General features: G+C 73.8%; 18 protein-coding genes. 4 read left to right on the top strand and 14 right to left on the bottom strand.

Annotated features, from left to right (window positions below; all coding sequences use genetic code 11):
* Positions 1 to 6: 6 nt before the first annotated feature.
* The 10 genes from BLU42_RS03980 to BLU42_RS03935 all read right to left on the bottom strand — a co-directional run bounded on the left by BLU42_RS03980 (position 7) and on the right by BLU42_RS03935 (position 11543).
* Positions 7 to 1629 (bottom strand): DUF4082 domain-containing protein, encoded by a 1623-nt coding sequence (locus BLU42_RS03980; protein ID WP_157719758.1) that lies wholly within the window; start codon positions 1627 to 1629, stop codon positions 7 to 9.
* A 141-nt stretch (positions 1630 to 1770) separates the two neighbouring features.
* Positions 1771 to 2043 (bottom strand): acyl carrier protein, encoded by a 273-nt coding sequence (locus BLU42_RS03975; protein WP_091073352.1) that lies wholly within the window; start codon positions 2041 to 2043, stop codon positions 1771 to 1773.
* Between the two features lie 31 nt (positions 2044 to 2074).
* Positions 2075 to 3301 (bottom strand): pyridoxal-dependent decarboxylase, exosortase A system-associated, encoded by a 1227-nt coding sequence (locus tag BLU42_RS03970; protein ID WP_091073351.1) that lies wholly within the window; start codon positions 3299 to 3301, stop codon positions 2075 to 2077.
* Positions 3298 to 4872 (bottom strand): acyl-CoA ligase (AMP-forming), exosortase A system-associated, encoded by a 1575-nt coding sequence (locus tag BLU42_RS03965; RefSeq protein WP_091073350.1) that lies wholly within the window; start codon positions 4870 to 4872, stop codon positions 3298 to 3300. The genes BLU42_RS03970 and BLU42_RS03965 overlap by 4 nt, the downstream gene beginning before the upstream one ends.
* A 61-nt stretch (positions 4873 to 4933) precedes the next feature.
* The gene (locus BLU42_RS03960; protein WP_197680608.1) at positions 4934 to 6241 is read right to left on the bottom strand and encodes a UDP-glucose dehydrogenase family protein; all 1308 of its coding nucleotides are present in this window, start codon (positions 6239 to 6241) and stop codon (positions 4934 to 4936) included.
* A gap of 62 nt (positions 6242 to 6303) precedes the next feature.
* Entirely contained in the window at positions 6304 to 7863 is a 1560-nt protein-coding gene (locus BLU42_RS03955) for a glycosyltransferase family 4 protein (protein WP_231918427.1), read from the bottom strand.
* 61 nt (positions 7864 to 7924) lie between these two features.
* Positions 7925 to 8998 (bottom strand): TolB-like translocation protein, encoded by a 1074-nt coding sequence (locus BLU42_RS03950; protein WP_091073349.1) that lies wholly within the window; start codon positions 8996 to 8998, stop codon positions 7925 to 7927.
* Positions 8995 to 10356 carry an MFS transporter gene (locus tag BLU42_RS03945; RefSeq protein ID WP_197680607.1) on the bottom strand — a complete coding sequence of 454 codons (1362 nt, stop codon included), beginning with the start codon at positions 10354 to 10356 and terminating at the stop codon, positions 8995 to 8997. Before BLU42_RS03945 ends, BLU42_RS03950 begins: the two co-directional genes overlap by 4 nt.
* Positions 10347 to 10940: an acyltransferase gene (locus tag BLU42_RS03940; RefSeq protein WP_091079296.1), complete on the bottom strand. Its 594-nt coding sequence runs from the start codon at positions 10938 to 10940 to the stop codon at positions 10347 to 10349. Before BLU42_RS03940 ends, BLU42_RS03945 begins: the two co-directional genes overlap by 10 nt.
* A gap of 201 nt (positions 10941 to 11141) precedes the next feature.
* Complete coding sequence (locus BLU42_RS03935) at positions 11142 to 11543, bottom strand: winged helix-turn-helix transcriptional regulator (protein WP_091073348.1); 402 nt, start codon at positions 11541 to 11543, stop codon at positions 11142 to 11144.
* Positions 11544 to 11636: 93 nt separating this feature from the next.
* Between BLU42_RS03935 and BLU42_RS03930 the strand changes: the two genes are divergently transcribed.
* Positions 11637 to 12293 carry an FMN-dependent NADH-azoreductase gene (locus tag BLU42_RS03930; protein WP_091073347.1) on the top strand — a complete coding sequence of 219 codons (657 nt, stop codon included), beginning with the start codon at positions 11637 to 11639 and terminating at the stop codon, positions 12291 to 12293.
* Between the two features lie 122 nt (positions 12294 to 12415).
* On the top strand, positions 12416 to 13810 hold the full coding sequence (locus tag BLU42_RS03925; RefSeq protein ID WP_091073346.1) for a serine hydrolase domain-containing protein: 1395 nt from the start codon (positions 12416 to 12418) through the stop codon (positions 13808 to 13810).
* Positions 13811 to 13837: 27 nt separating this feature from the next.
* Here the strand turns inward: BLU42_RS03925 and BLU42_RS03920 are convergent, their stop codons facing one another.
* On the bottom strand, positions 13838 to 14830 hold the full coding sequence (locus BLU42_RS03920; RefSeq protein WP_091073345.1) for an aldo/keto reductase: 993 nt from the start codon (positions 14828 to 14830) through the stop codon (positions 13838 to 13840).
* 105 nt (positions 14831 to 14935) lie between these two features.
* Here BLU42_RS03920 and BLU42_RS03915 point away from each other — a divergent pair, with 105 nt between their 5' ends.
* Positions 14936 to 16087, top strand: coding sequence for a hypothetical protein (locus tag BLU42_RS03915; protein WP_091073344.1), 1152 nt, complete (start codon positions 14936 to 14938; stop codon positions 16085 to 16087).
* Between the two features lie 2 nt (positions 16088 to 16089).
* Here the strand turns inward: BLU42_RS03915 and BLU42_RS03910 are convergent, their stop codons facing one another.
* The 3 genes from BLU42_RS03910 to BLU42_RS03900 are packed head-to-tail and all read right to left on the bottom strand — an operon-like array spanning position 16090 to position 19309.
* Positions 16090 to 17100: a cation diffusion facilitator family transporter gene (locus tag BLU42_RS03910; RefSeq protein ID WP_091073343.1), complete on the bottom strand. Its 1011-nt coding sequence runs from the start codon at positions 17098 to 17100 to the stop codon at positions 16090 to 16092.
* Between the two features lie 42 nt (positions 17101 to 17142).
* A complete protein-coding gene (gene hemW, locus BLU42_RS03905) occupies positions 17143 to 18372 on the bottom strand; it encodes a radical SAM family heme chaperone HemW (protein ID WP_091079292.1) in 1230 nt (409 codons plus the stop codon).
* Between the two features lie 25 nt (positions 18373 to 18397).
* On the bottom strand, positions 18398 to 19309 hold the full coding sequence (locus tag BLU42_RS03900; protein WP_091073342.1) for an NADP-dependent oxidoreductase: 912 nt from the start codon (positions 19307 to 19309) through the stop codon (positions 18398 to 18400).
* Between the two features lie 65 nt (positions 19310 to 19374).
* Between BLU42_RS03900 and BLU42_RS03895 the strand changes: the two genes are divergently transcribed.
* Complete coding sequence (locus tag BLU42_RS03895) at positions 19375 to 20703, top strand: ABC transporter substrate-binding protein (RefSeq protein ID WP_091073341.1); 1329 nt, start codon at positions 19375 to 19377, stop codon at positions 20701 to 20703.
* Position 20704: the final 1 nt, after the last annotated feature.

Genomic DNA, 20704 nt, shown 5'->3' with positions numbered 1-20704 from the left:
GAGGTCTCACTCCTCCGGGCGTGCGATCGGCGTGCCGTCCTCGTAGCGGTTGCCGGACCAGGTGTTCCCGGTCGTGGTGTCACCCTTCTTGTTCAGGCTGTTGGTCGGGCCGAACACCCCGCACCTCCCCGAGTCGCCCCGCCCGAAGACGTTGTCGACGACCTTGACGTCGGTCGCGCGTGGGAAGGGCTTGCCCGGGTAGTAGCCCGGGTTGAGGCAGTAGCCCGACTGCCGGTTGCGGTCCGTGCTGATCTTGTTGCCCTTGCTGAAGGAGCTGACCAGGTAGTTGCGCTCGATCGAGATGTTCCGGTTGGGGTCGAAGTCCCCGTAGAAGCCGATGGCGGCCGAGCACCCGGCGTCCTGGGCGGTCCGGCCGTCGCCGGAGGACCAATCGCCGCACGAGGCCCAGTTGTGGCGGATGACGAAGCGTCCGGACGCCATGCCGTTCGAGCCGAACGCGTTGTAGTGGTAGGCGCCGCCTAGCTGCATGCCGTGCACCCAGCTGTCGACCGCCTCGCAGTTCTGCTCGCACTTGATCACGCCCTGCGAGCCGTGGGAGTTCACCCGGGTGACGAAGATGTTGGTGCGGCCGACGTTCTCCCACCACGACAACCCCTTCGGGGCCACCTCGGTGTCGCTGACGACGGTGGGGCCGTACCCACCCTCCTCGCTGTAGATCACTCCCCTGACCAGGGAGTTGCGGATGACGACGCAGGGCTTGTCCTTCGTCTTCGCCCCGTTCCCGGCCTGGATGAGCAGGTCGCCGGTGACGATCTTGCTGTCGATGACGACGCCGCAGGAGCGGATCTGCTGCGGGCCCGTGTAGGCGGTGAGCGTGACGGGCCGCCGGGTGTCACCCGCCAGCCCGTGCGGGTAGCCCGTGTTCTGCGGTCCCGGCCAGCAACCGCCCCAGGGGTCCTTCCCGCCGGGTCGACCGGGCTCGCCGACGCACGACCCGGGCGGCACGGCCGCTTCCGGTCGCGCCGACGGAACCGTCGTGCTCGCGGTGGGTCCGGCCGGCGCGCTGGCGGGGACGGCCGGCCTGAAGTTCACGTCCACCCAGTAGTTGTTGCCCGCGTAGGACTGGTCGGGCAGCTCCAGCGCTCGCGCGTACCGGTAGGTGCCTCCGCCGGCGCCCAGGTCGGGGTTGTCGGTGGGCCAGCTGAAGTTCTCGTCCACCGAGTAGCGCCCACGAGGCATCAGCACGGCAGCCGTGAACCTCGTGCCCGCCTTCGCAGCCACCGGCCGGTCCAGGGCCGCGTACTGCCACCCCGTCGCCGTCTCCGACCGGAAGGTGGCTCGGGCCACGAGCTCGCCCGACGCGTCGAACACACCGCCCTGGTGCGTACCGGTGTTCCCCTTGCCCTTGTAGAACCGGACGGCGACGATCGTGCCGGGCCGACGGACCGTGAACGCGACGCCGACCGTGACGGACACGGAGTCGTCGAAGGCCTCGACCTTCGGTCTGGTGGACGAGAGCAGGGACGAGGCCTCGGCGTGCTGCGGGCCGAGCACGCCCGAGGCCGCGAGACCGCTTAGAGCCAGCAGCACCGCGAGTCCGAGGGACGCGGTGCGCCAGCTGACCCGTCGACGTCCGCGCGTCGGCACTGAGCGCTTCGGCTTGGGCATGGAACCTCCGGGGTTGAAGTCGATCACGGGCGGGCAGGTCTCGGTCCGTCAGGTGCCCGAGGAGACCCGTCTCGTGCGGGGTGCGGCTCGACCGCAGAGCTTCGCCCGACCTGCTGTCACGGACGTGGAGCCAGGTGCCGCTCAGCCGCGCTTGCCGTCGACGAACGCGGCCAACGAGCCGAGCGTCTCGAAGATCTCGCCGCCGAACTCCTCGTCCCCGACGACGATGTCGAAGCGGTCCTCGAGGGCGGAGACGAGCTCGAGCACCGCGAGCGAGTCGAGCTCGGGCATGGCCCCGAAGAGCGGCGTCGAGGCGTCGAGGTTGCCGGCGCGGTCCTGGATGCCCAGGGTCTCGACGACGACGTCGGTGACCTCGGCGAGCGAGCCGGTGGTGGGGTCTGCGGTGGCGGTCATGGAGCTGTCCTTCGGGTCGGGTTCGAGCGGGTCAGACGAGCACCTCGGCCGGAGCCGGGTGCCCGAGGAACTGGGTGGGGCTGGCGGTGAGGCCGTAGGCCCCCGCCTGGAACAACACGACGAGGTCGCCGACCTCGGTACGGGGCAGCTCGACGTCGGAGCCGAGCAGGTCGAGCGGCGTGCACAGGCAGCCGACGACGGTCGCGGTCTCCGTCGCCTCCTGCTCGGCACGGCTACCCACGACGAGCGGGTAGTTGCGGCGGATGACCTGGCCGAGGTTGCCGGAGGCGGCGAGCTGGTGGTGCATGCCGCCGTCGACGACGAGGTACGTCTTGCCGCGCGAGACCTTCCGGTCGACCACCTCGGTGACGTAGACGCCGCACTCGCCGACGATGTAGCGCCCGAGCTCGACCACCGTGCGGGCCTCGGGCAGGTGCGTCGCGATGGGCCCGTCCAGCAGGGCCGCGAGGTTGCCCGCGACCAGGCCGAGGTCGAGCGGGGCGTCGGCCGGGAAGTACGGGATGCCGAACCCGCCCCCGAGGTTCAGGTAGCGCACCGGGGTGGGGAGCAGGTCGGCCAGGCCGACGACCAGGTCGACCGTGCGGCGCTGGGCCTCGGCGATGGTGTCGGCCCGCAGGTTCTGCGACCCGGCGAAGACGTGGAAGCCCAGCAGGTCGACGTCGGCGCCGACGAGCTCGGCGACGAGGTCGGGCACCTGCTCGACGTCGGTCCCGAACTGCTGGGGCCCGCCGCCCATCCGCATCCCCGAGCCCTTGACGGCGAAGTCGGGGTTCACCCGCAAGGCGACGCGCGGCCGCACCCCGAGCTCGTTCCCCGCGGCGAGCAGCCGGCGGGTCTCCGTCACCGACTCGAGCTCGACGACGATGCCCGCAGCGACCGCGCGCCGCAGCTCCGCAGCTGTCTTGCCGGGGCCCGCGAAGCTGACCCGGCCCGGGTCGATGCCGGTGTCGAGCGCGACGGCCATCTCCCCCGCCGAGGCGACGTCGATCGAGTCCACGAGGCCAGCCAGGTGCTGCACCACGGCGGGCATCGGGTTGGCCTTCATCGCGTACGTGAGGTCGAGGCCGTCGGGCAGCACCGAGCGGAGCAGCGAGACCCGCTCGGTGAGCAGCCGGCGGTCGTAGGCGAAGAACGGCGTCGAGCCGACCCGCGCCGCGAGCAGGCTGACCGGCACCCCGCCCACGGCGAGCTCGCCCTTGACGGTCCCGAACGACGCCAGCAGGTCGGCGGTGCTCATGCGAGCAGCTCCGCGCGGACGAGCGGGCGGTCGTACTTGCCGTTCGGCGAGCGCGGCATGCTCGGCCGGACGACCACCTGGCTGGGGACCATGTAGAGCGGCAGCTGCTTGCGCAGCGCGGCGACCAGCGTCTTGGCCTCGAGCTCGGTGCCGGGCGCCGGTGTCACGACGATCGCGATCGCGTCGCCGAGCCGCTCGTCCGGCACGCCGAGCGCGACGGCGTCGGCGACCAGTCCGGTGCCGTACGCGGCCTCCTCCACCTCGGTGGGGCTGACGCGGTAGCCGGAGGTCTTGATCATCTCGTCGGCGCGACCGACGAAGTAGAGGAAGCCCTCCTCGTCGGCCACGACGGTGTCGCCGGAGTAGACGGCCATCTCGAGCGCTCGCCAGGCCGGTCGGTCGCCGGGGACCGGCTTGAACCGCTCGGCGGTCTTCGCCTCGTCCTCCCAGTAGCCGAGGGCGACGAGCGCCCCGCGGTGGACGAGCTCGCCGGGCTCCCCCGGTGCGCAGAGCGTGCCGTCCGGACGCACGACGAGGATCTCCGCGTCCGGGATGGCCTTGCCGATCGAGTCCGGGCGCCGGTCGACCTCCGCCGGGTCGAGGTAGGTGGACCGGAAGGCCTCGGTGAGCCCGTACATGAGGAAGGGCAGCGCGGTCGGGAACAGCGACCGCAGCCGGTCGAGCGTGGAACGTGGCATCCGCCCGCCGGTGTTGGCGAAGTAGCGCAGCGTGCTCGTGCTGCCCTCGGGCCACGCCGTCTGGATGATCTGCAGCCAGAGCGGCGGTACGGCGGTGAGGCCGGTGACGCCGTGCTTCGCGACGAGCCTGGGGATGTCGGAGGCGACGAGGTGGTTGTGGAGCACCACGTGCGCACCGACGGCGAAGGCCGTCGTGATCTGGCTGAAACCCGCGTCGAAGCTGAGCGGCAGCGCCGAGAGGATGACGTCGTCGGCGGTGTTGTGCAGGTAGGAGCTGACGCTCTCCGCGCCGACGAGGAGGTTGCGGTGGCTGAGCACGACGCCCTTGGGCCTGCCGGTGCTGCCCGAGGTGTAGAAGATCGCCGCCACGTCGAGGTCGAGCGGGGCCGTGCCGGTGACGCCGACCCCGGGGACGAGCAGCTTCTCCCAGCGGGTGAGCGTGAGGTGCCCGTCGACGGCCGGGAGCTCCCGGTCCGGGTCGCCGACCACGACCACGTGCTCGAGCGCCGGGCAGGCGGCGAGCTCCCCGGCGACCGTGACGAGGCGGTCGGCGCTGGTCACCAGGACGCGCACGTCGCAGTTGCCGAGGATGTAGGAGACCTGGGCCGCCTTGAGGACCGGGTTGACCGGCACGAACACCGCGCCGGCGGCCGAGGCGGCCATGAAGGTCGCCACGGTCTCGACGCGCTTGTCCAGGAAGACCGCGACCCGCTCGCCGCGGCGCAGCCCGAGCGCGCCGAGCCCGCCCGCGGCGGCGTCGCACGTCTGCCAGAGCTCGCCGTACGTGACGGTGGTGTCCTTCCACGTGAGTGCGGGCGCCTGCGGCCGGGCGGCCGCGGCCTCCTGGAGCAGGTGGTGGAGGTTGGTCCTCATCGTCTGGTCCTTCGTCCTGGTGAGCGGCGTACGGGTGGGGGCGTGACGGGTATCGCGGGCGTCAGCGCCGCCCGAGCGCGCGGTAGGTCCAGCCCGCCGCGCGCCAGCGAGCCGGGTCGAGGGCGTTGCGGCCGTCGAGGATCCGGGTCCGGGCGACGAGCGGGGTGAGCCATGCCGGGTCGAGCGCGACGTACTCGGGCCACTCGGTCAGCACGAGGACGAGCTCGGCGTCGCGGACGGCCGTCGCCAGATCGGTCTCGAACACCAGGTCTGGCCACTTCGCGGCCGCGTTCGGGACGGCCTGCGGGTCGGTGACCACGACGTCGGCGCCCTGCAGGGACATCTGGGCCGCGACGCTCAGCGCGGGTGAGTCGCGCACGTCGTCGCTGTGCGGCTTGAAGGCGGCTCCGAGCACGGCGATCCGGCGCCCGACGATCGAGCCGCTGCTGACCTCGCGCGCCAGGTCGACCATGCGGACGCGGCGCCGCATATTGATCGAGTCCACCTCGCGCAGGAAGGTCAGCGCCTGGTCGACGCCCAGCTCGCCCGCGCGGGCCATGAAGGCCCGGATGTCCTTGGGCAGGCAGCCGCCGCCGAAGCCGAGCCCGGCGTTGAGGAACCGCCGCCCGATGCGGGCGTCGTGGCCAATCGCGTCGGCCAGCTGGATGACGTCGCCCCCGGTGGCCTCGCACAGCTCGGCCATCGCGTTGATGAAGCTGATCTTGGTGGCCAGGAAGGAGTTCGCCGCGACCTTGACCAGCTGGGCGGTCGTGTAGTCGGTGACGACCTGCGGCGTCCCGGCGGCGAGCGCCTTGGCGTACACACGGTCGAGCACCGCGACCGCCCGCTCCCCCGCCGCGCCCTCGGGCACCCCGTAGACCAGCCGGTCGGGTGACAGCGTGTCCTCGACGGCATGGCCCTCGCGCAGGAACTCGGGGTTCCAGACGAGCGTCGCCGCCGGCTCCACGGCCGCCATCTGCTCGGCGATGCGCTCGGCCGTGCCGACCGGGACGGTCGACTTGCCCACGACGAGGTCGCCGGGCTTCAGTTGCGGCAGGAGTTGCGCGACCGCCGCGTCCACGTGACGCAGGTCCGCGGCGTTCTCCCCGCGACGCTGCGGCGTCCCGACGCAGACGAAGTGCACGGTCGCGCCGGGCGCTCCCGCCGGGTCCGTGGTGAAGCGCAGCGTCCCCGCCCGCGTGCCGTCGACGAGCAGCGCACCGAGCCCGGGCTCGAAGAACGGCGAGCGACCCGACGCCAGCTCGGCCACCTTGGCCGCGTCGACGTCGACACCCACGACGTCGTGCCCGAGGCTCGCCATCGACGCGGCGTGCACGGCGCCGAGGTAGCCGCACCCGACGACCGACATCGACACAGCACCGTGTGGTGCCGGCGGGACCACCCGGTCCTGGACCGTCTCCAGCAGGTCGATCACACGAGGCTCCGCTCGAAGGTCGACGTCGACGGCGGCCCGTCGAGGAGGATGTCCTCGAGCAGGACCTCGTCGGCCGTCGCCCGCTCGACGAACGGCTCCTCGACCACCGACGGCGCGAGGACCGGAGCACGGTCCAGGAGCGTCGCGTAGGGCCGCCCGCGGTGGTCGCAGGTCGCTTCCTCGGGCACCGCCGCGAGCCAGGAGAACACGCGTCCCGTGGGCTCGGCGACGGCGGAGGGCCCGCCGGTCAACCGCCCGAACACGGAGAGGTAGGGACCGGTCTGGGCGCGCCAGTCGAGCTCGTCGACCACCCGGCGGCGCGCGTCGCGCCCCATGGAGCGCCTCAGCTCGTCGTCGTCGAGCAGGCGCTCGACCTGGTCGGCGAAGCCGCTGACGTCGCCCGAGGGCACGTAGAGCACCGTGTCGCCGCCCGACACGCGCGTCTCCACCAGGTCGAACGCCACCGACGGGAGCGCGTAGGCCATGTACTCCATGGTCTTGTTCATGGTCGAGACGTCGTTGAGCGGCGACTTGAGGTCCGGGCAGACGCCGACGTCGGCGAGGCTCAGCTCGTCGGCGATCATGTCGAGGTCCGCACGGCCGGTGAAGGTGACGCAGTCGTCGAGGTCGAGCCGGGTGCAGATGGCGCGCAGGTCGTCGTAGCAGTCGCCGAACCCCATGAGCACCGCGCGGACGTCGGTGCGACCCCGCCTGTGGACCAGCTCGTGCATGACCACGAGGACCTGGTCGACCCCGTCCTGCGGTCCCATGATCCCGAGGTAGACGAGGGTCTTGCGAGGGTCGCGGACCACCGCCGGATCGGGCTCCAGGGGACGCATGCGGTGGGTCTCCGGGCCGCTGCGGACCACGACGACGTCCTCGGCGGCGCGCTCGCCACGGCCCATCGCGATCGCGCGGTACGACTCGTTCGTCGAGATGACCATGTCGGCCGTGCGGTAGGTCATCTGCTCCAGCCACCGCAGCGCGTAGTACTGCGCGCGGTCGCGGAAGCGCTTCGGCTTGCCGAAGCGGGACTCGAAGAGCTCGGGGTTGAGGTCGTGCTGGTCGAAGACGAACCTGACCCCGCGGCTGCGCCAGAGCCGGGCGAGCAGCCAGTAGGTGTCCGGCGGGTTGCAGGCCTGCATGACCGAGAAGTGGTGCTCGCGCCAGACCTTCGCCGAGAGGACCGCGGTCCGCGCCCAGCTGTAGCCGAACTCACACACGTAGCTGACGAAGCCGGTGGTGGGCGGTGCCGGGCGGTACTTGTGGATGGCGATCCCGTCGATCACCTCGAAGGAGGGGTCACCGGGGCCCTTGGGGCAGATCACGGTGACGTCGTATCCCGCTCCGGCGAGCGTCCGGCACTCCAGCCACACCCGTCGGTCGAGCGGCACGGGCAGGTTCTGCACGATCATCAGCACGTGGGGCCGAGAACCGTCTCCACCCCCGGCGCCCGGCTGCGGGTCGTCGCGACGACGGAGCAGCCCGCTGACGACGCCGCGGCCGGGCAGCCGGGCGGACGAGCGTCGAGGACTGAGCTTGAAGAGCGTCGCCACGTCAGCGCGCCCGTCGGGCGGAGGTCGTCAAGGACGAGCAGATCGTCATCGGTCGTACTCCTTAGGAGGTGGTGCGGGGTTCGGGGGTCTGAACCGCCGCGGGCGTGGGGCCGGCGGCGGGTGCGGCCACGACCGCGGGTGAGGAGGCGTTCGGGACGAGCACGGCCGGCTGGCCGGTCCCGTCGGAGGGGACGCGCCAGACGTCGGAGGTCGTGGCCTCCGTGCCGGTGCGGGGCAGGGCGTAGAGGACAGAGGCGTCGTCGAACCACTCCATCTGGTCGTCGACGTCACGGGTCTCGGCGAGCAGCGTCTCCGCGCCGCTGGCGAGGTCGAGGGTGGCGAGGCGCCAGACGCCTGGCGTCGGGTTGCCGAGCCGCTTCTTGTACGCGACGTGGCGCCCGTCGGGCGAGAGCGAGGGGCACTCGGCGTCGGTGCGCAGGGCGCGCATCGTCCGCGCCCGGATGCTGCCGCGCACCAGCCAGGTCGTGCCGCCCGAGGCCGCCGTCGCGTAGAAGGTGTCGTCGTCGGCGGCGAAGGTGACGCCCCAGTAGTTGCGGTCGGCGGCCACCAGGCGCTGGCCGTCGGGCAGGAAGGTCGTCCAGGTCTCGAGGTTGGGCAGCGCCCGACCGCCGTCACGGATGACGGTCGCGGTGGAGAAGGAGGCGGAGGCGTAGGAGTGGCCGCTGATGAAGGTGGTCGTCGCGACGAGCCGCCCGTCGCTCGACATCCGCGCCCGGCTCGGCAGCCCCGCCAGGGCGGCGGAGGCGGTCGGGGCCAGGCCGGCGTCGAGGGTCGAGACCGCGTACGTGGGGGCCATGCCGCCGGAGGCCGTCACGCACACCCCGCTCGAGGCGGTCGCGTAGACCCGCTCGCAGCTGACGCCGCCGAGCGCCCGAGGACCCGACGGGTCGGACAGCGGGACGGCGGCGAGCCGGCCGTAGTCGGCCCCCAGGGTCGTGCTGCGGAACACGACGTGCGGCACGGCCAGCACCCCGCCCATCGGCACCGTGGCGACCGGCGGCGCTGTCGCCGCGCTGACCTGCCCGGCGTGGCGGACCTGGAGGACGTAGACGACGACGAGCGCCACGCAGGCCGCGACGACACCTCCGAGCACGAGCAGCCGGCCCCGGGTCACGGCGCGACCTCCACCACCGGCCGGGCGACGCCGCGCAGCAGCCGGGCGGCGACGGGGACGGCGACCGCGAGCGCGAGGCCGACGGCGAGCAGCGCGACGGAACGGCTCGTGAGCTGCCAGAGCAGGCCGAAGCAGACCGAGGAGGCGAAGCGGCTGAGCCCCACCGCGGTCTGGACCGAGGCGATCCCCGTCGCACGGCTCGCGGCCGGCACCGCCTGGCTGGCCAGGGCGCTGACGACGCCGTCGGTCGCGGCGTAGAAGCAGCCGAGCAGCAGCAGGACGCCGACGACGCCGACGAGGTGGGAGCCGGTGGTCGCGGCGACGACGTACGCCACGACGAGGACGACGTGGCCGCCGACGAGCACCCGGGCGCGGCCGACGCGGTCGGCGAGCCGCCCCACGGGCACGGCGAGGACGAAGTAGGCCGCGTTGGTGCCGACCATCAGCAGCGGGAACCAGGTGAGCCCGATGCCGCCGGCGTCGGCCAGCACCAGGTAGAGGAAGCCGTCGCCGACCGTGAGCAGGCCGAGCAGCGCGGAGGCGACCAGCAGGGACCGCAGCCGGCGGTCGGCGAGGTCGCGCCAGCGCCAGCGGGCCGGGACGTCCCCGGCGCCCGGCCCGCCGACCTCACCCACCGCGACGCCGCCCGTCGCCGGGTCCCCCACCCGGCGCGGGACGGCGAGCAGCAGCACCGCCAGCCCCGCGACCGCGGCCGCGACGCTGAGCACGAAGACGGCCCGGTAGCCGGCGAGCCCGGCGGGGACGGCCGACAGGACCCCGAAGGCGAGCAGCGGACCGGCGACGGCACCGGCGGTGTCGAGCGCGCGGTGCACGCCGAAGTTGCGCCCGAGCCGCTCCGGCGTGCTCGCCGCCGCGATCATCGCGTCGCGCGGACCGGTGCGCAGGCCTTTCCCGACCCGGTCGAGGGCGACGACACCGGTCAGCGCGGCTACCCCGGTGACCGGCAGCAGGAGCACCCGCGACGCCGCGGAGATGCCGTAGCCGAGGACGGCGACCAGCTTGGGCCGCCCGCTGCGGTCGGCCCACCAGCCGCCGAGGACTCGGACCAGCGAGGCGGCCCCCTGGTAGACGCCGTCGACGAAGCCGTACGCCGCGGGCCCGAGGCCGAGCACGGCGGTCACGTACAGCGGCAGGATCGCCGTGACCGCCTCCGAGGAGATGTCGGTGAAGAGGCTGGTGAAGCCGAGGGCGAGCACGACCCCGGGGACCCGGCGACCGGCGCGCCCGGCCCGCGCAGCTGCCTCCGGACCCGGCGCCGGGGCCACGCCCGCGGCCGAGGCGGGGCTCTCCGCGGGCGTGGTGCTCGTGGGCGCGGCGCCGCGCAGCGTCACGTACACGACAGCGCTCCGCTCTCGACGAGGCCGTCGCCGTCGAGCGCCCACGCCCGGCCGCAGGAGCAGCGCAGGTCGGGGTCCAGACGGCGCCCGCAGCGGCAGGCCCAGCCGATCTGGCGGGCCGGGTTGCCGACGACGAAGGCGTACGCGGGCACGTCGCGCGTGACCACGGCACCCGCACCGACGAAGGCGTTCGCGCCGATGGTGACCCCGCAGACGACCGTGACGCGGGCGCCCAGGGTGGCGCCCTCGTCGACCCAGGTCGGCACGAGCTCGTCGACCGAGTGGCGCACGTGCGCGCGCGGGTTGAGGTCGTTGGTGAAGGTGACGCCCGGGCCGAGGAAGACGTCGTCGGCCACCGTCACCCCGGCGAAGACCATCACCTGGTTCTTGACCGTGACGCGGTCCCCGAGGACGGCACCGCCCTCGACGAACGCGCCGTCGCAGACGTTGCAGCCGGCGCCGACGCGCGCGCCGTCGAGGACGTGGGCGAAGGCCCAGACCCTCGTGCCGACGCCGACGTCCGCCGACTCGCACACCCCTTGCGGGTGCACGAAGACGGCAGGGTCGAGCCCTGGTGCGCGCATGACGTTCCCCCCGAGTGCGACGAGCGCGTGCACGGGAGAGAGGCGTCGTCGCCTCGGCCAGCCCCCCCGAGCCGCTGCCATCCTCACCCGGGCGGGTGCGGCCGTGGGAGGAAACTGAGAAATGAACTCAGAAGCGCTGAGAAGGTAAAAGTTTGACCTGGAGCACGGGCCTACAGCTCGTTCAGGGCCCGGGCCGACCGCTCAGACGAGGTGGTGCTCGGCCCAGCGCCGGAGCTCGTCCATCGCGGGCAGCAGGGCGCGTCCCGCGTCGGTGAGCTCGTAGGACACCGACACCGGTGGACCGCTCTCGACGACCCGGGTGACGATCCCGGCGCCGGCCAGGCCGGACAGCCGGTCGGAGAGCACGGAGTCGCTGATGCCAATCACCCCGCGGGCGAGCTGGGAGAAGGACGCGGGCCCGGTCGACAGCGCCCCCACGATCACGCCGTTCCAGCGCTTGCCGAGGATCTCGAAGACGTGGGTCAGGGCCGCGTCGCAGCGGACGATCGTCGGGGCCGCCTCCGCGCAGGCCGACGCCACGGCCGCGCACGCACCCGCCTCGCCCGTCGTCGAGCCGCTCGCGGGGTCCACCGTCTGCGTCATCGCTGCCTCCTTGCGGCCCAGTCTAGCCGTGCTAGCATCGGGCTATCCGCTAGGAAAATCCTAGCGACTCAGAACCTAGTAGTGGAGAACACCATGACTCTCTTCCGACTGGACTCGAGCTTCCGGGTGGAGGGCTCGCACAGCCGCGCGGTGGCCGACGTCGTCGAGGCCGCGTGGACCGAGGCCAACCCGGGCGAGCGCGTCCTGCGTCGTCACGTGGGCACCGACGTGATCCCGGCGACGGCCTGGGGCGACGCCGTCACCGCCGGGTTCGTCGGCGAGGACCAGCGCACCCCGGCTCAGGCGGAGGCCGTGGCCCTGGCCGCGACCCTCGTCGACGAGCTGGTCGAGGCCGACGCGCTGCTGTTCGCCGTCCCGCTGTTCAACTTCGGCGTCTCCCAGCACTTCAAGGCCTGGGTGGACCTGGTCATCACCGACCCGCGCATGGGTCCCGGCACGACGACCCTCGCCGGCAAGCCGGCCGAGCTCGTGGTCGTGCGCGGCGGCAACTACCGCGCGGGCACCCCGCGCGAGGGCTGGGACCACGCGACCCCGTGGATGCGCCGCATCCTCGCCGACGTCTGGGGCCTGGACCTCACCGTGACGGAGGCGGACTTCACGCTCGTCGGGGTCAACCCCGCCCTCGACCAGTTCAAGGAGATGGCCGCCGAGCTGCGCGCCGAGACCGAGACGGTCGCGCGCGAGCACGGCTCCAACCTCGGGCGCGCCCGCCGCGACGTCGCCGCCTGAGCCGTCGGCGTCACCGCCACGAGGACCCGGGTGCGGCCGTGCCGCACCCGGGTCGCACCTCATCTGAAGCCTCACCCGGCCCCTCTCCCGCCCGTCGGCAGGGCCACGCCTAACCTCGCCGGGTGAGAGACGACGACCTCGCCCTGCCCACCGCCAAGCCGAGCGAGGTGGGGGTGGACGCGGCCGGCGTCACGGCCTTCCTCGACACCCTCGCGGCCGCGCCGGACCAGGAGCTGCACAGCCTGGCCCTCCTGCGGCACGGGCGCGTGTACGCCCAGGGCTGGTGGGCGCCGTACACCCCGGACGACAAGACCCTGCTCTACTCGCTGAGCAAGAGCTTCACCTCGACCGCGCTGGGCTTCGCCGTGGCCGAGGGCCGCCTGGAGCTCACCGACCGCCTGGTCGACCGCATCGCCCCGCGCGGGGAGGTCGGCCCGCGCACCGCGGCCCTCACCCTGCGCGACCTCGCGGCCATGGCCACCGGGCACCACGAGGACACCCTCGAGCGCGCGTACGCAGCCGACCCCCACGACACCGTCCAGGGCTTCCTCACCCTCGAGCCGGAGTCCGACCCGGGCAGCGTCTTCTGCTACAACAACGGCGCCACGCACGCCCTGGCTGCCGTCGTGCAGGAGGTCAGCGGCGAGACGCTCACCGACTACCTCCGCCCGCGGCTGTTCGAGCCGCTCGGCGTCGAGCCCGGCACGTGGGACCAGCACCCGGCGGGGCGCGAGATCGGGTTCAGCGGGCTGCACCTGACCACGGAGGCCCTCGCGCGCTTCGGCCAGCTCTACCTCTCCGGCGGCACGTACGCGGGCCGCCAGGTCCTGCCGGAGGGCTGGGCCGCGCTCGCGACGAGCCTGCACACCCCCAACCCCGCCGAGCCGAACCCCGACTGGCGGCAGGGCTACGGCTTCCAGTTCTGGCGCGGCCGGCACGGCACCGTCCGCGGCGACGGGGCGTACGGGCAGTTCGTCGTGCTGCTGCCCGAGCAGGACGCCGTGCTGGTCACGACCGGTGCGACCGCGAACATGCAGGGCGTCCTGGACGCCGCGTGGGCGCACCTGCTGCCCGCCTTCGACGCCGCCGGCTCGGCCGAGGCCGACGCGGCCCTGGCTGACCGGCTCATCGACCAGACGATCCGCACCGACCGGCCCGACCCGCTGGGCGACGTGGCCGTGCCGCCGGTCGGCGCCGACGGGCGCGGCCTGGCCGTGGCCGGGGTCGACGAGACCACCGACGGCTGGGTCCTGCGCCTCGTCGAGAACGGCGACGAGCTGGTCGTGCCGGTCGCCCGCGACGGCTGGCTGCGCTCCGACCTGACCGTGCGCGACGGCCGGGGCGCGCTGGTCGCCAGCCGGGCAGAGGTCGACGCCGACGGCCTCGCCGTCGACGTCGTCCTCGTCGAGACGCCCCACCGGCTGCGGGTGCGGATCACGTCCGGCACCTCGACGCTCACCTGGCACACGGCTCCCCTGGGCTTCCCGTCGATCGCCCAGCTGGCCACTCCCCGCTAGGCGGGGCGAGGACCGTGCGCCCGCGCCTCACCAGCGCGGGTGCACGGCCTCCCGAAGGTCGCGGTCGTACAGGTCGGCGACGGCCGCGAGGAAGTCGTCCCCCAGGGGCGGCAGCTCTCCCGCGGCGGCGTTCGCCCGGGCCTGCTCGGGCGAACGGGCGCCCGGGATGACGGTGGTGACGCCGGCCTGCTGGACGACCCAGGCCAGCGCGGCCTGCGCGGGCGTCGCCTCGAACGGCAGGTCGGCCACCAGGCGGGAGAACTCCTGCGCGGCGCGGACGCCGGTGGCGTAGTCCACCCCGGAGAACGTCTCGCCGGCGTCGAAGGCCTCGCCGTGGCGGTTGTACGTGCGGTGGTCGTCCGCGGCGAACCTCGTCGACTCGTCGTAGCGGCCGCTCAGCAGGCCGCTGGCCAGGGGCACGCGGGCGATGATCCCGACCCCGGCCTCGGCCGCGGCGGGCAGCACGAAGTCGAGCGGCTTGCGGCGGAACACGTTGAGGATGATCTGCACCGTCGCGGTCCCCCGGCGGCTGATCGCCGTGAGCGCCTCGTCGCAGGTCTCGACGCTGACGCCGTACGCGGCGATCGCGCCCTCCTCGACGAGGGTGTCGAGCGCGTCGTAGACCTCGTCGGAGGAGAAGACCGCGGTGGGCGGGCAGTGCAGCTGGACGAGGTCGAGCTGGTCGACGCCGAGGTTGCGCCGCGAGCGGTCGACCCAGCCGCGGAAGTTGTCGAGGACGTAGTTCTCGGGCACCTGGTCGAGGCGGCGTCCCATCTTGGTCGCCACCGTCAGGTCGATGTCGTCGTGATCGGCGACGTAGCGCCCGATCAGGCTCTCGCTGCGGCCGTCGCCGTAGACGTCGGCGGTGTCGAAGACGGTGACCCCGGCCTCGACGGCCGCGTCGAGCACCGCGAGGGCGTCGGACTCCTCGACGTCGCCCCAGTCGGCGCCGAGCTGCCAGGTGCCCAGGCCGACGACGGACACGGGACGTTCGGTTCGACCGAGGATGCGCTCTTCCATGCCCTCGACGCTACCGGCGCCGCAGCCGCGCTCCCGACGAGGCCGTGCCGCAGCCGTTCCGGTGCGCCGCTGCGGCTCCCGGCGGGCAGCCGCCAGGATGGACGGGTGAGCACCCGCAGCGTCGAGGTCGACGACCTGGCCACCTTCGACGCGCGCTCGGCGCGAGCCGGTGCGCTGCGGGACTGGTTCGTCTCCTCGCTCGACCTCACCGGACGGACGGCCGAGCTGCTGCACCGCGACGTGCGCGGCTCGGTGTTCCTCGGCTGCCGCTTCGCGACCGAGCCCGTCGACGTCGCCGCCGACCTGCGCGCCCGCGGGGCGCTGCTCTTCCCCGCGCTGCCCGACGTGCCCTTCGACCCCTACCGGCCGACGCTCTACTCCCCCGAGGAGCTCTACGGCGTGGACGCCTCGGGCACGCAGCCGCCTTACGCGCAGAGCCCCGACGCGACCACCTGGGCGTGGAGCCGGTCGCGGCGCGGGCGGACGCTGACCGCGGACCTGGCCGCGACGCTGCACGACCACAGCATCGACGGCGCGCTGGACGACACGACCGGGCCGCTCGACCCCGCCCGGGTAGTCGGAGTGATGGGCGGGCACGCGCTGCGACGCGGCGACCCGGCCTACGCGGCCGCCGCGCGGCTCGGTGCCGGGCTCGGACGCGCCGGGAAGGTCGTCCTGACCGGCGGCGGGCCGGGGGCCATGGAGGCGGCGAACCTCGGCGCCTACCTCGCCCCGTACCTCGACGCCGCGGACGGGGAGCGGGCCGACGCCCTGGCCGGCGCGCTGGGCGAGCTCGCCGGGTCGCCGGATTACGCCGTCGACGTCGACGCCTGGGCCGGGGCGGCCTTCGCGGTCCGTCGGCGCTGGTCGCCGGAGGGGGCCGGGACCAGCCTGAGCGTGCCGACCTGGTTCTACGGCCACGAGCCGACGAACGTCTTCGGCACGCAGATCGCCAAGTACTTCGCCAACGCGCTGCGCGAGGACACGCTGCTGCACCGCTGCGGCGGCGGGATCGTGTTCGCGCCCGGGGCCTCGGGGACGGTGCAGGAGGTCTTCCAGTCCGCGAACGACCGCTACTACGCCACGCGCGGGCTCGGCTCCGCGCCGCTCGTGCTGCTCGGCGTGGAGCACTGGACGCGCACGCTGCCCGCCTGGCCGCTGCTGGAGGCCCTGGCCCGCGACTCGCCGATGGCCGACGCGGTGCACGTGGTCGACGGCGTCGACGAGGCGCTGGCGCTCGTGACCGCCCGCTCCTGAGGTCAGGCCGTGAGCGAGCGCTCCTCGGGCGTGCTCAGCGTGAGCACCGCCTCCTCCACGACGTCCTCGACCTCGAGCTCGCGCTCCACCTCGCGCAGCCGGTAGGCGACCGTGGTCTCGCTCGCCTCGCCGGTGATGTCGATCGCCGCGACGAGGTAGAGCCGCGACGGCCCGACGAACTCCAGGTGCAGGTAGGTGACGCGGGCGACCTCGGGCTGGGCCAGGATGAAGGCCAGGACGCGCGCCCGGGCATCGGCGGGCACCGCCTCGCCGATCAGGAAGCGGCGGTTGCGGTCGATGAGCACGACCGCCACGGCCCCGAGCAGCAGGCCCACCCCGATCGAGCCGGCGGCGTCGTAGACCGCGTTGCCGGTGACCTCGTGCAGGACGATCCCGGCCCCGGCGATGAGGATGCCGACGAGTGCCGCGGAGTCCTCGGCGAAGACCGCCCGCAGCGTCGGGTTGGAGGTGTTGAGGACGAAGCCGAGCGTGGTGCGGCCGAAGGCCTTCGCGTCCTTGCGTGACTGGCGAAGCGCCTGCAGGAAGCTCGTGCCCTCGAGCAGGAACGAGATCCCCAGCACGACGTAGGCGACCACGTAGTCCCCGCCCGGCTCGGGGTCGCGCAGCTCGCTGATGCCGTGGCTGATCGACACGATCGCCCCGGCGCTGAAGAGCCCGAAGGCCGCGAACATCGACCAGACGTACGCCTCCCGGCCGTAGCCGAGCGGGTGCTGCTCGTCGCGGGTCCGGCCCGAGCGCCGCTCGGCGATGAGCAGGAAGATCTCGTTGCCGGTGTCGGCCCACGAGTGCGCGGCCTCGGCGAGCATCGAGGCCGAGCCGGTGAGCACGGCGGCGATCGTCTTCGCCACGGCGATGACCAGGTTGGCCGCGAACGCCAGGATGACGGTGAAGAGGCTGCCGCCCTTGCTCTTGCCGTCCTTGGTCTCGCGGGAGGAGGCAGGCGTGAGCGAGGTGAGGTCGCCCGGGTCGGTCGCGGGCTCGGCAGGGGGCACGGTCGTCCAGGGTAGCGGCGCGGGAGCGTCTCCCCGGCGGGCTCAGTCGAGCAGGTCGCGGACCACGCCGTCGGCGAGGAGCCGGCCGGACCGGGTGAGGACCGCGCGGCCGGACGGCGACGTATCCGCGGGCTCGAGCAGGCCGCGGCGGACCAGGTCGGGCAGGCGCCGGCGCTCGTTCGCCGTCAGGACGTCCTCCTCGAGCCCCTCGGCGAGCCGGAGCTCGAGGAGCACCCGTTCGACCCGGCGCTGGTCGGCGTCGAGCAGCTCGCGGCCGGCGGCGGGCGACTCGCCGGCGGCCAGGCGGGCAGCGTAGGCGGCGGGGTGCTTGACGTTCCACCAGCGCAGCCCGGCGACGTGGCTGTGGGCGCCGGGCCCGACGCCCCACCAGTCGTGGCCGCGCCAGTAGGCGAGGTTGTGACGGCAGCGCGCCGCGTCGTCGCGGGCCCAGTTGCTCACCTCGTACGCGGTCAGGCCCGCCGCGGACAGCCGGTCGTCGGCGGCGAGGTAGGCGTCGGCCAGCGCGTCGTCGTCGGGCATCGGCAGCTCGCCGCGGCGTACGCGGGTGGCCAGCCGGGTGCCCTCCTCGACGATCAGCGAGTAGGCGCTGACGTGGTCCGGGCCCGCCGCGAGCGCGGCGTCCAGGCTCGTCGACCAGTCCTGCGCCGACTCCCCCGGGGTGCCGTAGATCAGGTCGAGGCTGACGTGGTCGAAGCCCGCGGCCCAGGCGTCGGCGACCGCACGCGCGGCCCGGCCGGGCGTGTGGACGCGGTCGAGCGTGGCCAGCACGTGCGGCACCGCCGACTGCATGCCGAAGGACACGCGCGTGAAGCCGGCCTCCCGCAGCTGCGCCAGCCCCGCGGCGTCGACGGAGTCCGGGTTGGACTCGGTGGTCACCTCGGCGTCGTCGGCCAGGCCGAAGCGCTCCTCGACCGCGGCGAGGAACCGTCCGAGGTCGGCCGGCGGCAGCAGCGTCGGCGTGCCCCCGCCGACGAACACGGTCGACACCGGCGGCGCGTCGGGGCCCAGCACCTCACGGGCGAGGTCGAGCTCGCCGATCGCACGCTCGACGTAGCCGGCGCGGCTCGCGCCCGGGTCGGGCCCGAGCTCGGGTGCGGTGTAGGTGTTGAAGTCGCAGTAGCCGCACCGCGTCGTGCAGAAGGGCACGTGCAGGTAGACGGCGAGGGGCGTCTGGCCGACGGCCCCGCGGACCTCGGCGGGCAGGTGCCCGTCGGCGGGGGCGGGGTCGCCGAGCGGCAGCGCGGACGGCACGCTCACGCCCCCCGGACGGGCCGGGTCACGGCAGCAGCACGAGCTTGCCGCGCACGTGGCCGGAGGTGCTCGTCGCGTACGCCTCGGCGGCGCGCTCGTAGGGGAACGTCTGGACCTTGATCACGACGGCGTTGCGACGCAGCAGGTCGGCGGCCAGCGCCATCGACTCCGGACCGCGACGCTCGCCGGGCTGCCCGCCGCCGGTGCTGATGCCGCCGTGCTGGGGCAGCGTGAAGTTGGCGATGGAGACGACCTTGCCGGGCTGCGGGGCCAGGGCGAGGAGGTCCTCGACGGGAGTCTTGCCGGCCACGTCGTAGACGACGTCCACGCCGCCCGGCGCGGCCGCCCGCACCCGCTCGACGAGGCCGTCGCCGTAGACGACCGGCGTGGCGCCGAGCTCGCGCAGGTAGCCCTGGTTGGCCTCGCTCGCCGAGGCGACCACGGTCAGGCCCTGGGCCACCGCCATCTGCACCGCGACCGCCCCGACGCCGCCGGCCCCGCCGTCGACGAAGACGATCTGGCCCGGCTCGACCCCGACGAGCCGCAGGGCCCGCTCGGTGGTCTCGACCGCGGTCGGGGCGGCCGCGGCGACGCTCCAGTCGATCTCGGCCGGCTTGGGCGCCCACGCCCACAGCACCGACAGCTCGGCCTGCGCCCCGCTGCCCAGCCCGAGGACCTCGTCGCCGACGGCGACGCCGGTCACGCCCTCGCCCACCTCGTCGACCGTGCCGGCCGCGTCGAAGCCGGGCACGACCGGGTCCTCGAGCGGCGCACCGCCGGCCATGGCGCCACCCATCAGCTTCCAGTCGACCGGGTTGACGCCGGCGGCCCGGACCCGGACGCGCACCTGGCCCGGCCCGGCGTGCGGCTCGGGCGCCTCGCCGACGTGCAGCACCTCCGCGGGGCTGCCGTAGGACTCGTAGACCAGCGCGCGCATGACTCCACCCTCCGCCCCGGGTCCGGCGCCCGGGATCGTCAGTGAGCCCAACTAGAGTCCGCCGCATGGGTATTCCGTCCACCGCGTCGGGGCTCCCCCGCCGCCGGTTCCTGTCCGGCCTCGGTGCCTCCGCGCTCGTCGCCGGCCTCGGCTCCGCCGGGCTCGCCGGCTGCGGCAGCAACACCGGCCGTCCCGGCGCCGACAGCTCCTCGAGCGCGTCCGGCGGCACCTCCGGCGGTGCCCGGCCGACGCTGTCGCAGTGGTACCACGAGTACGGCGAGGACGGCGTCGAGGCGGCGGTCAAGCGCTACGCGGCCGCGTACCCGCAGGCGCAGGTCGACGTCCGGTGGAACCCGGGCGACTACGACAAGCTCGCCTCCGCCGCGCTGCTGACCGCCGACGTGCCCGACGTGTTCGAGTACGGCAACGGGCCGACGCTCGACATGATCAAGGCCGGCCAGGTCGTCGACCTCACCGACACCCTCGGCGACGCCGCGAGCCAGTTCTCCAAGCCGGTCCTCGACGCGATGACCTGGGAGGGCAAGGTCTACGCGATCCCGCAGACCGTCGACATGCAGATGGTCTTCTACCGCAAGTCGGTGCTGGAGAAGGCCGGGGTCGCCCCGCCGCAGACCTTCGCCGACCTCGTCGCGGCGGCCAAGGCCGTCACGACCAAGGACATGGGCGGCTTCTTCGCCGGCAACGACTCCGGCGTCGCCGTGCTCGCCTCGATGCTCGTCTGGGCGTCCGGCCACGAGCAGCTGAACGCCGACTCCAGCGGGATCGGCTTCGACGACGCCGACGGGTACGCGGCCTTCGCGGCGTACCGGGACCTCGCAGCGTCGGGCGCACTGGTCAAGAGCGCCTCCGCCGACTGGTTCGACGCGAGCCCGCTGACCAACGGCGAGACGGCGATGCAGTGGACCGGGCTGTGGACGCTGCCCGACGTGCAGGACGCGCTCGGCGACGACTTCGGCGTGCTGCCCTTCCCGGCGATCGGGGCCAACGGTCGACCGGCGGTCCCCTTCGGCTCGTACGGCTCGATCGTGACGGCCAAGGGCAAGGACCCCGAGGCGGCCAGGGCCTTCGTGAAGTGGCTGTGGGTCGACTCGGAGGCCGACCAGGTCGACTTCTCGAACTCCTACGGCACCCACATCCCGGCCAAGCCGGGGCTGGTGCCCCAGGCGACCAAGATCGCGACCGGGGCGGGCGCCGAGGCGGCGCGGTTCGTCGACCAGCTCGGCCACGCCCCGAGCAAGCTGTTCACGCCCGCGCTCTCGAACGCCCTGACCTCGGCGCTCACCCGCGTGATCACCAAGGGTGCGGACCCCGAGGACGAGATCGGCAAGGTCGCGGCCACGGCCAGGACCGAGATCGCCCGCGCCAAGGGCTGAG

The sequence above is a fragment of the Microlunatus sagamiharensis genome (assembly GCF_900105785.1).
In the GTDB taxonomy this organism is placed as follows: domain Bacteria; phylum Actinomycetota; class Actinomycetes; order Propionibacteriales; family Propionibacteriaceae; genus Microlunatus; species Microlunatus sagamiharensis.
Note: the sequence above shows the minus strand (reverse complement) of the source record. Positions and strands in the feature narration are given on the sequence as shown.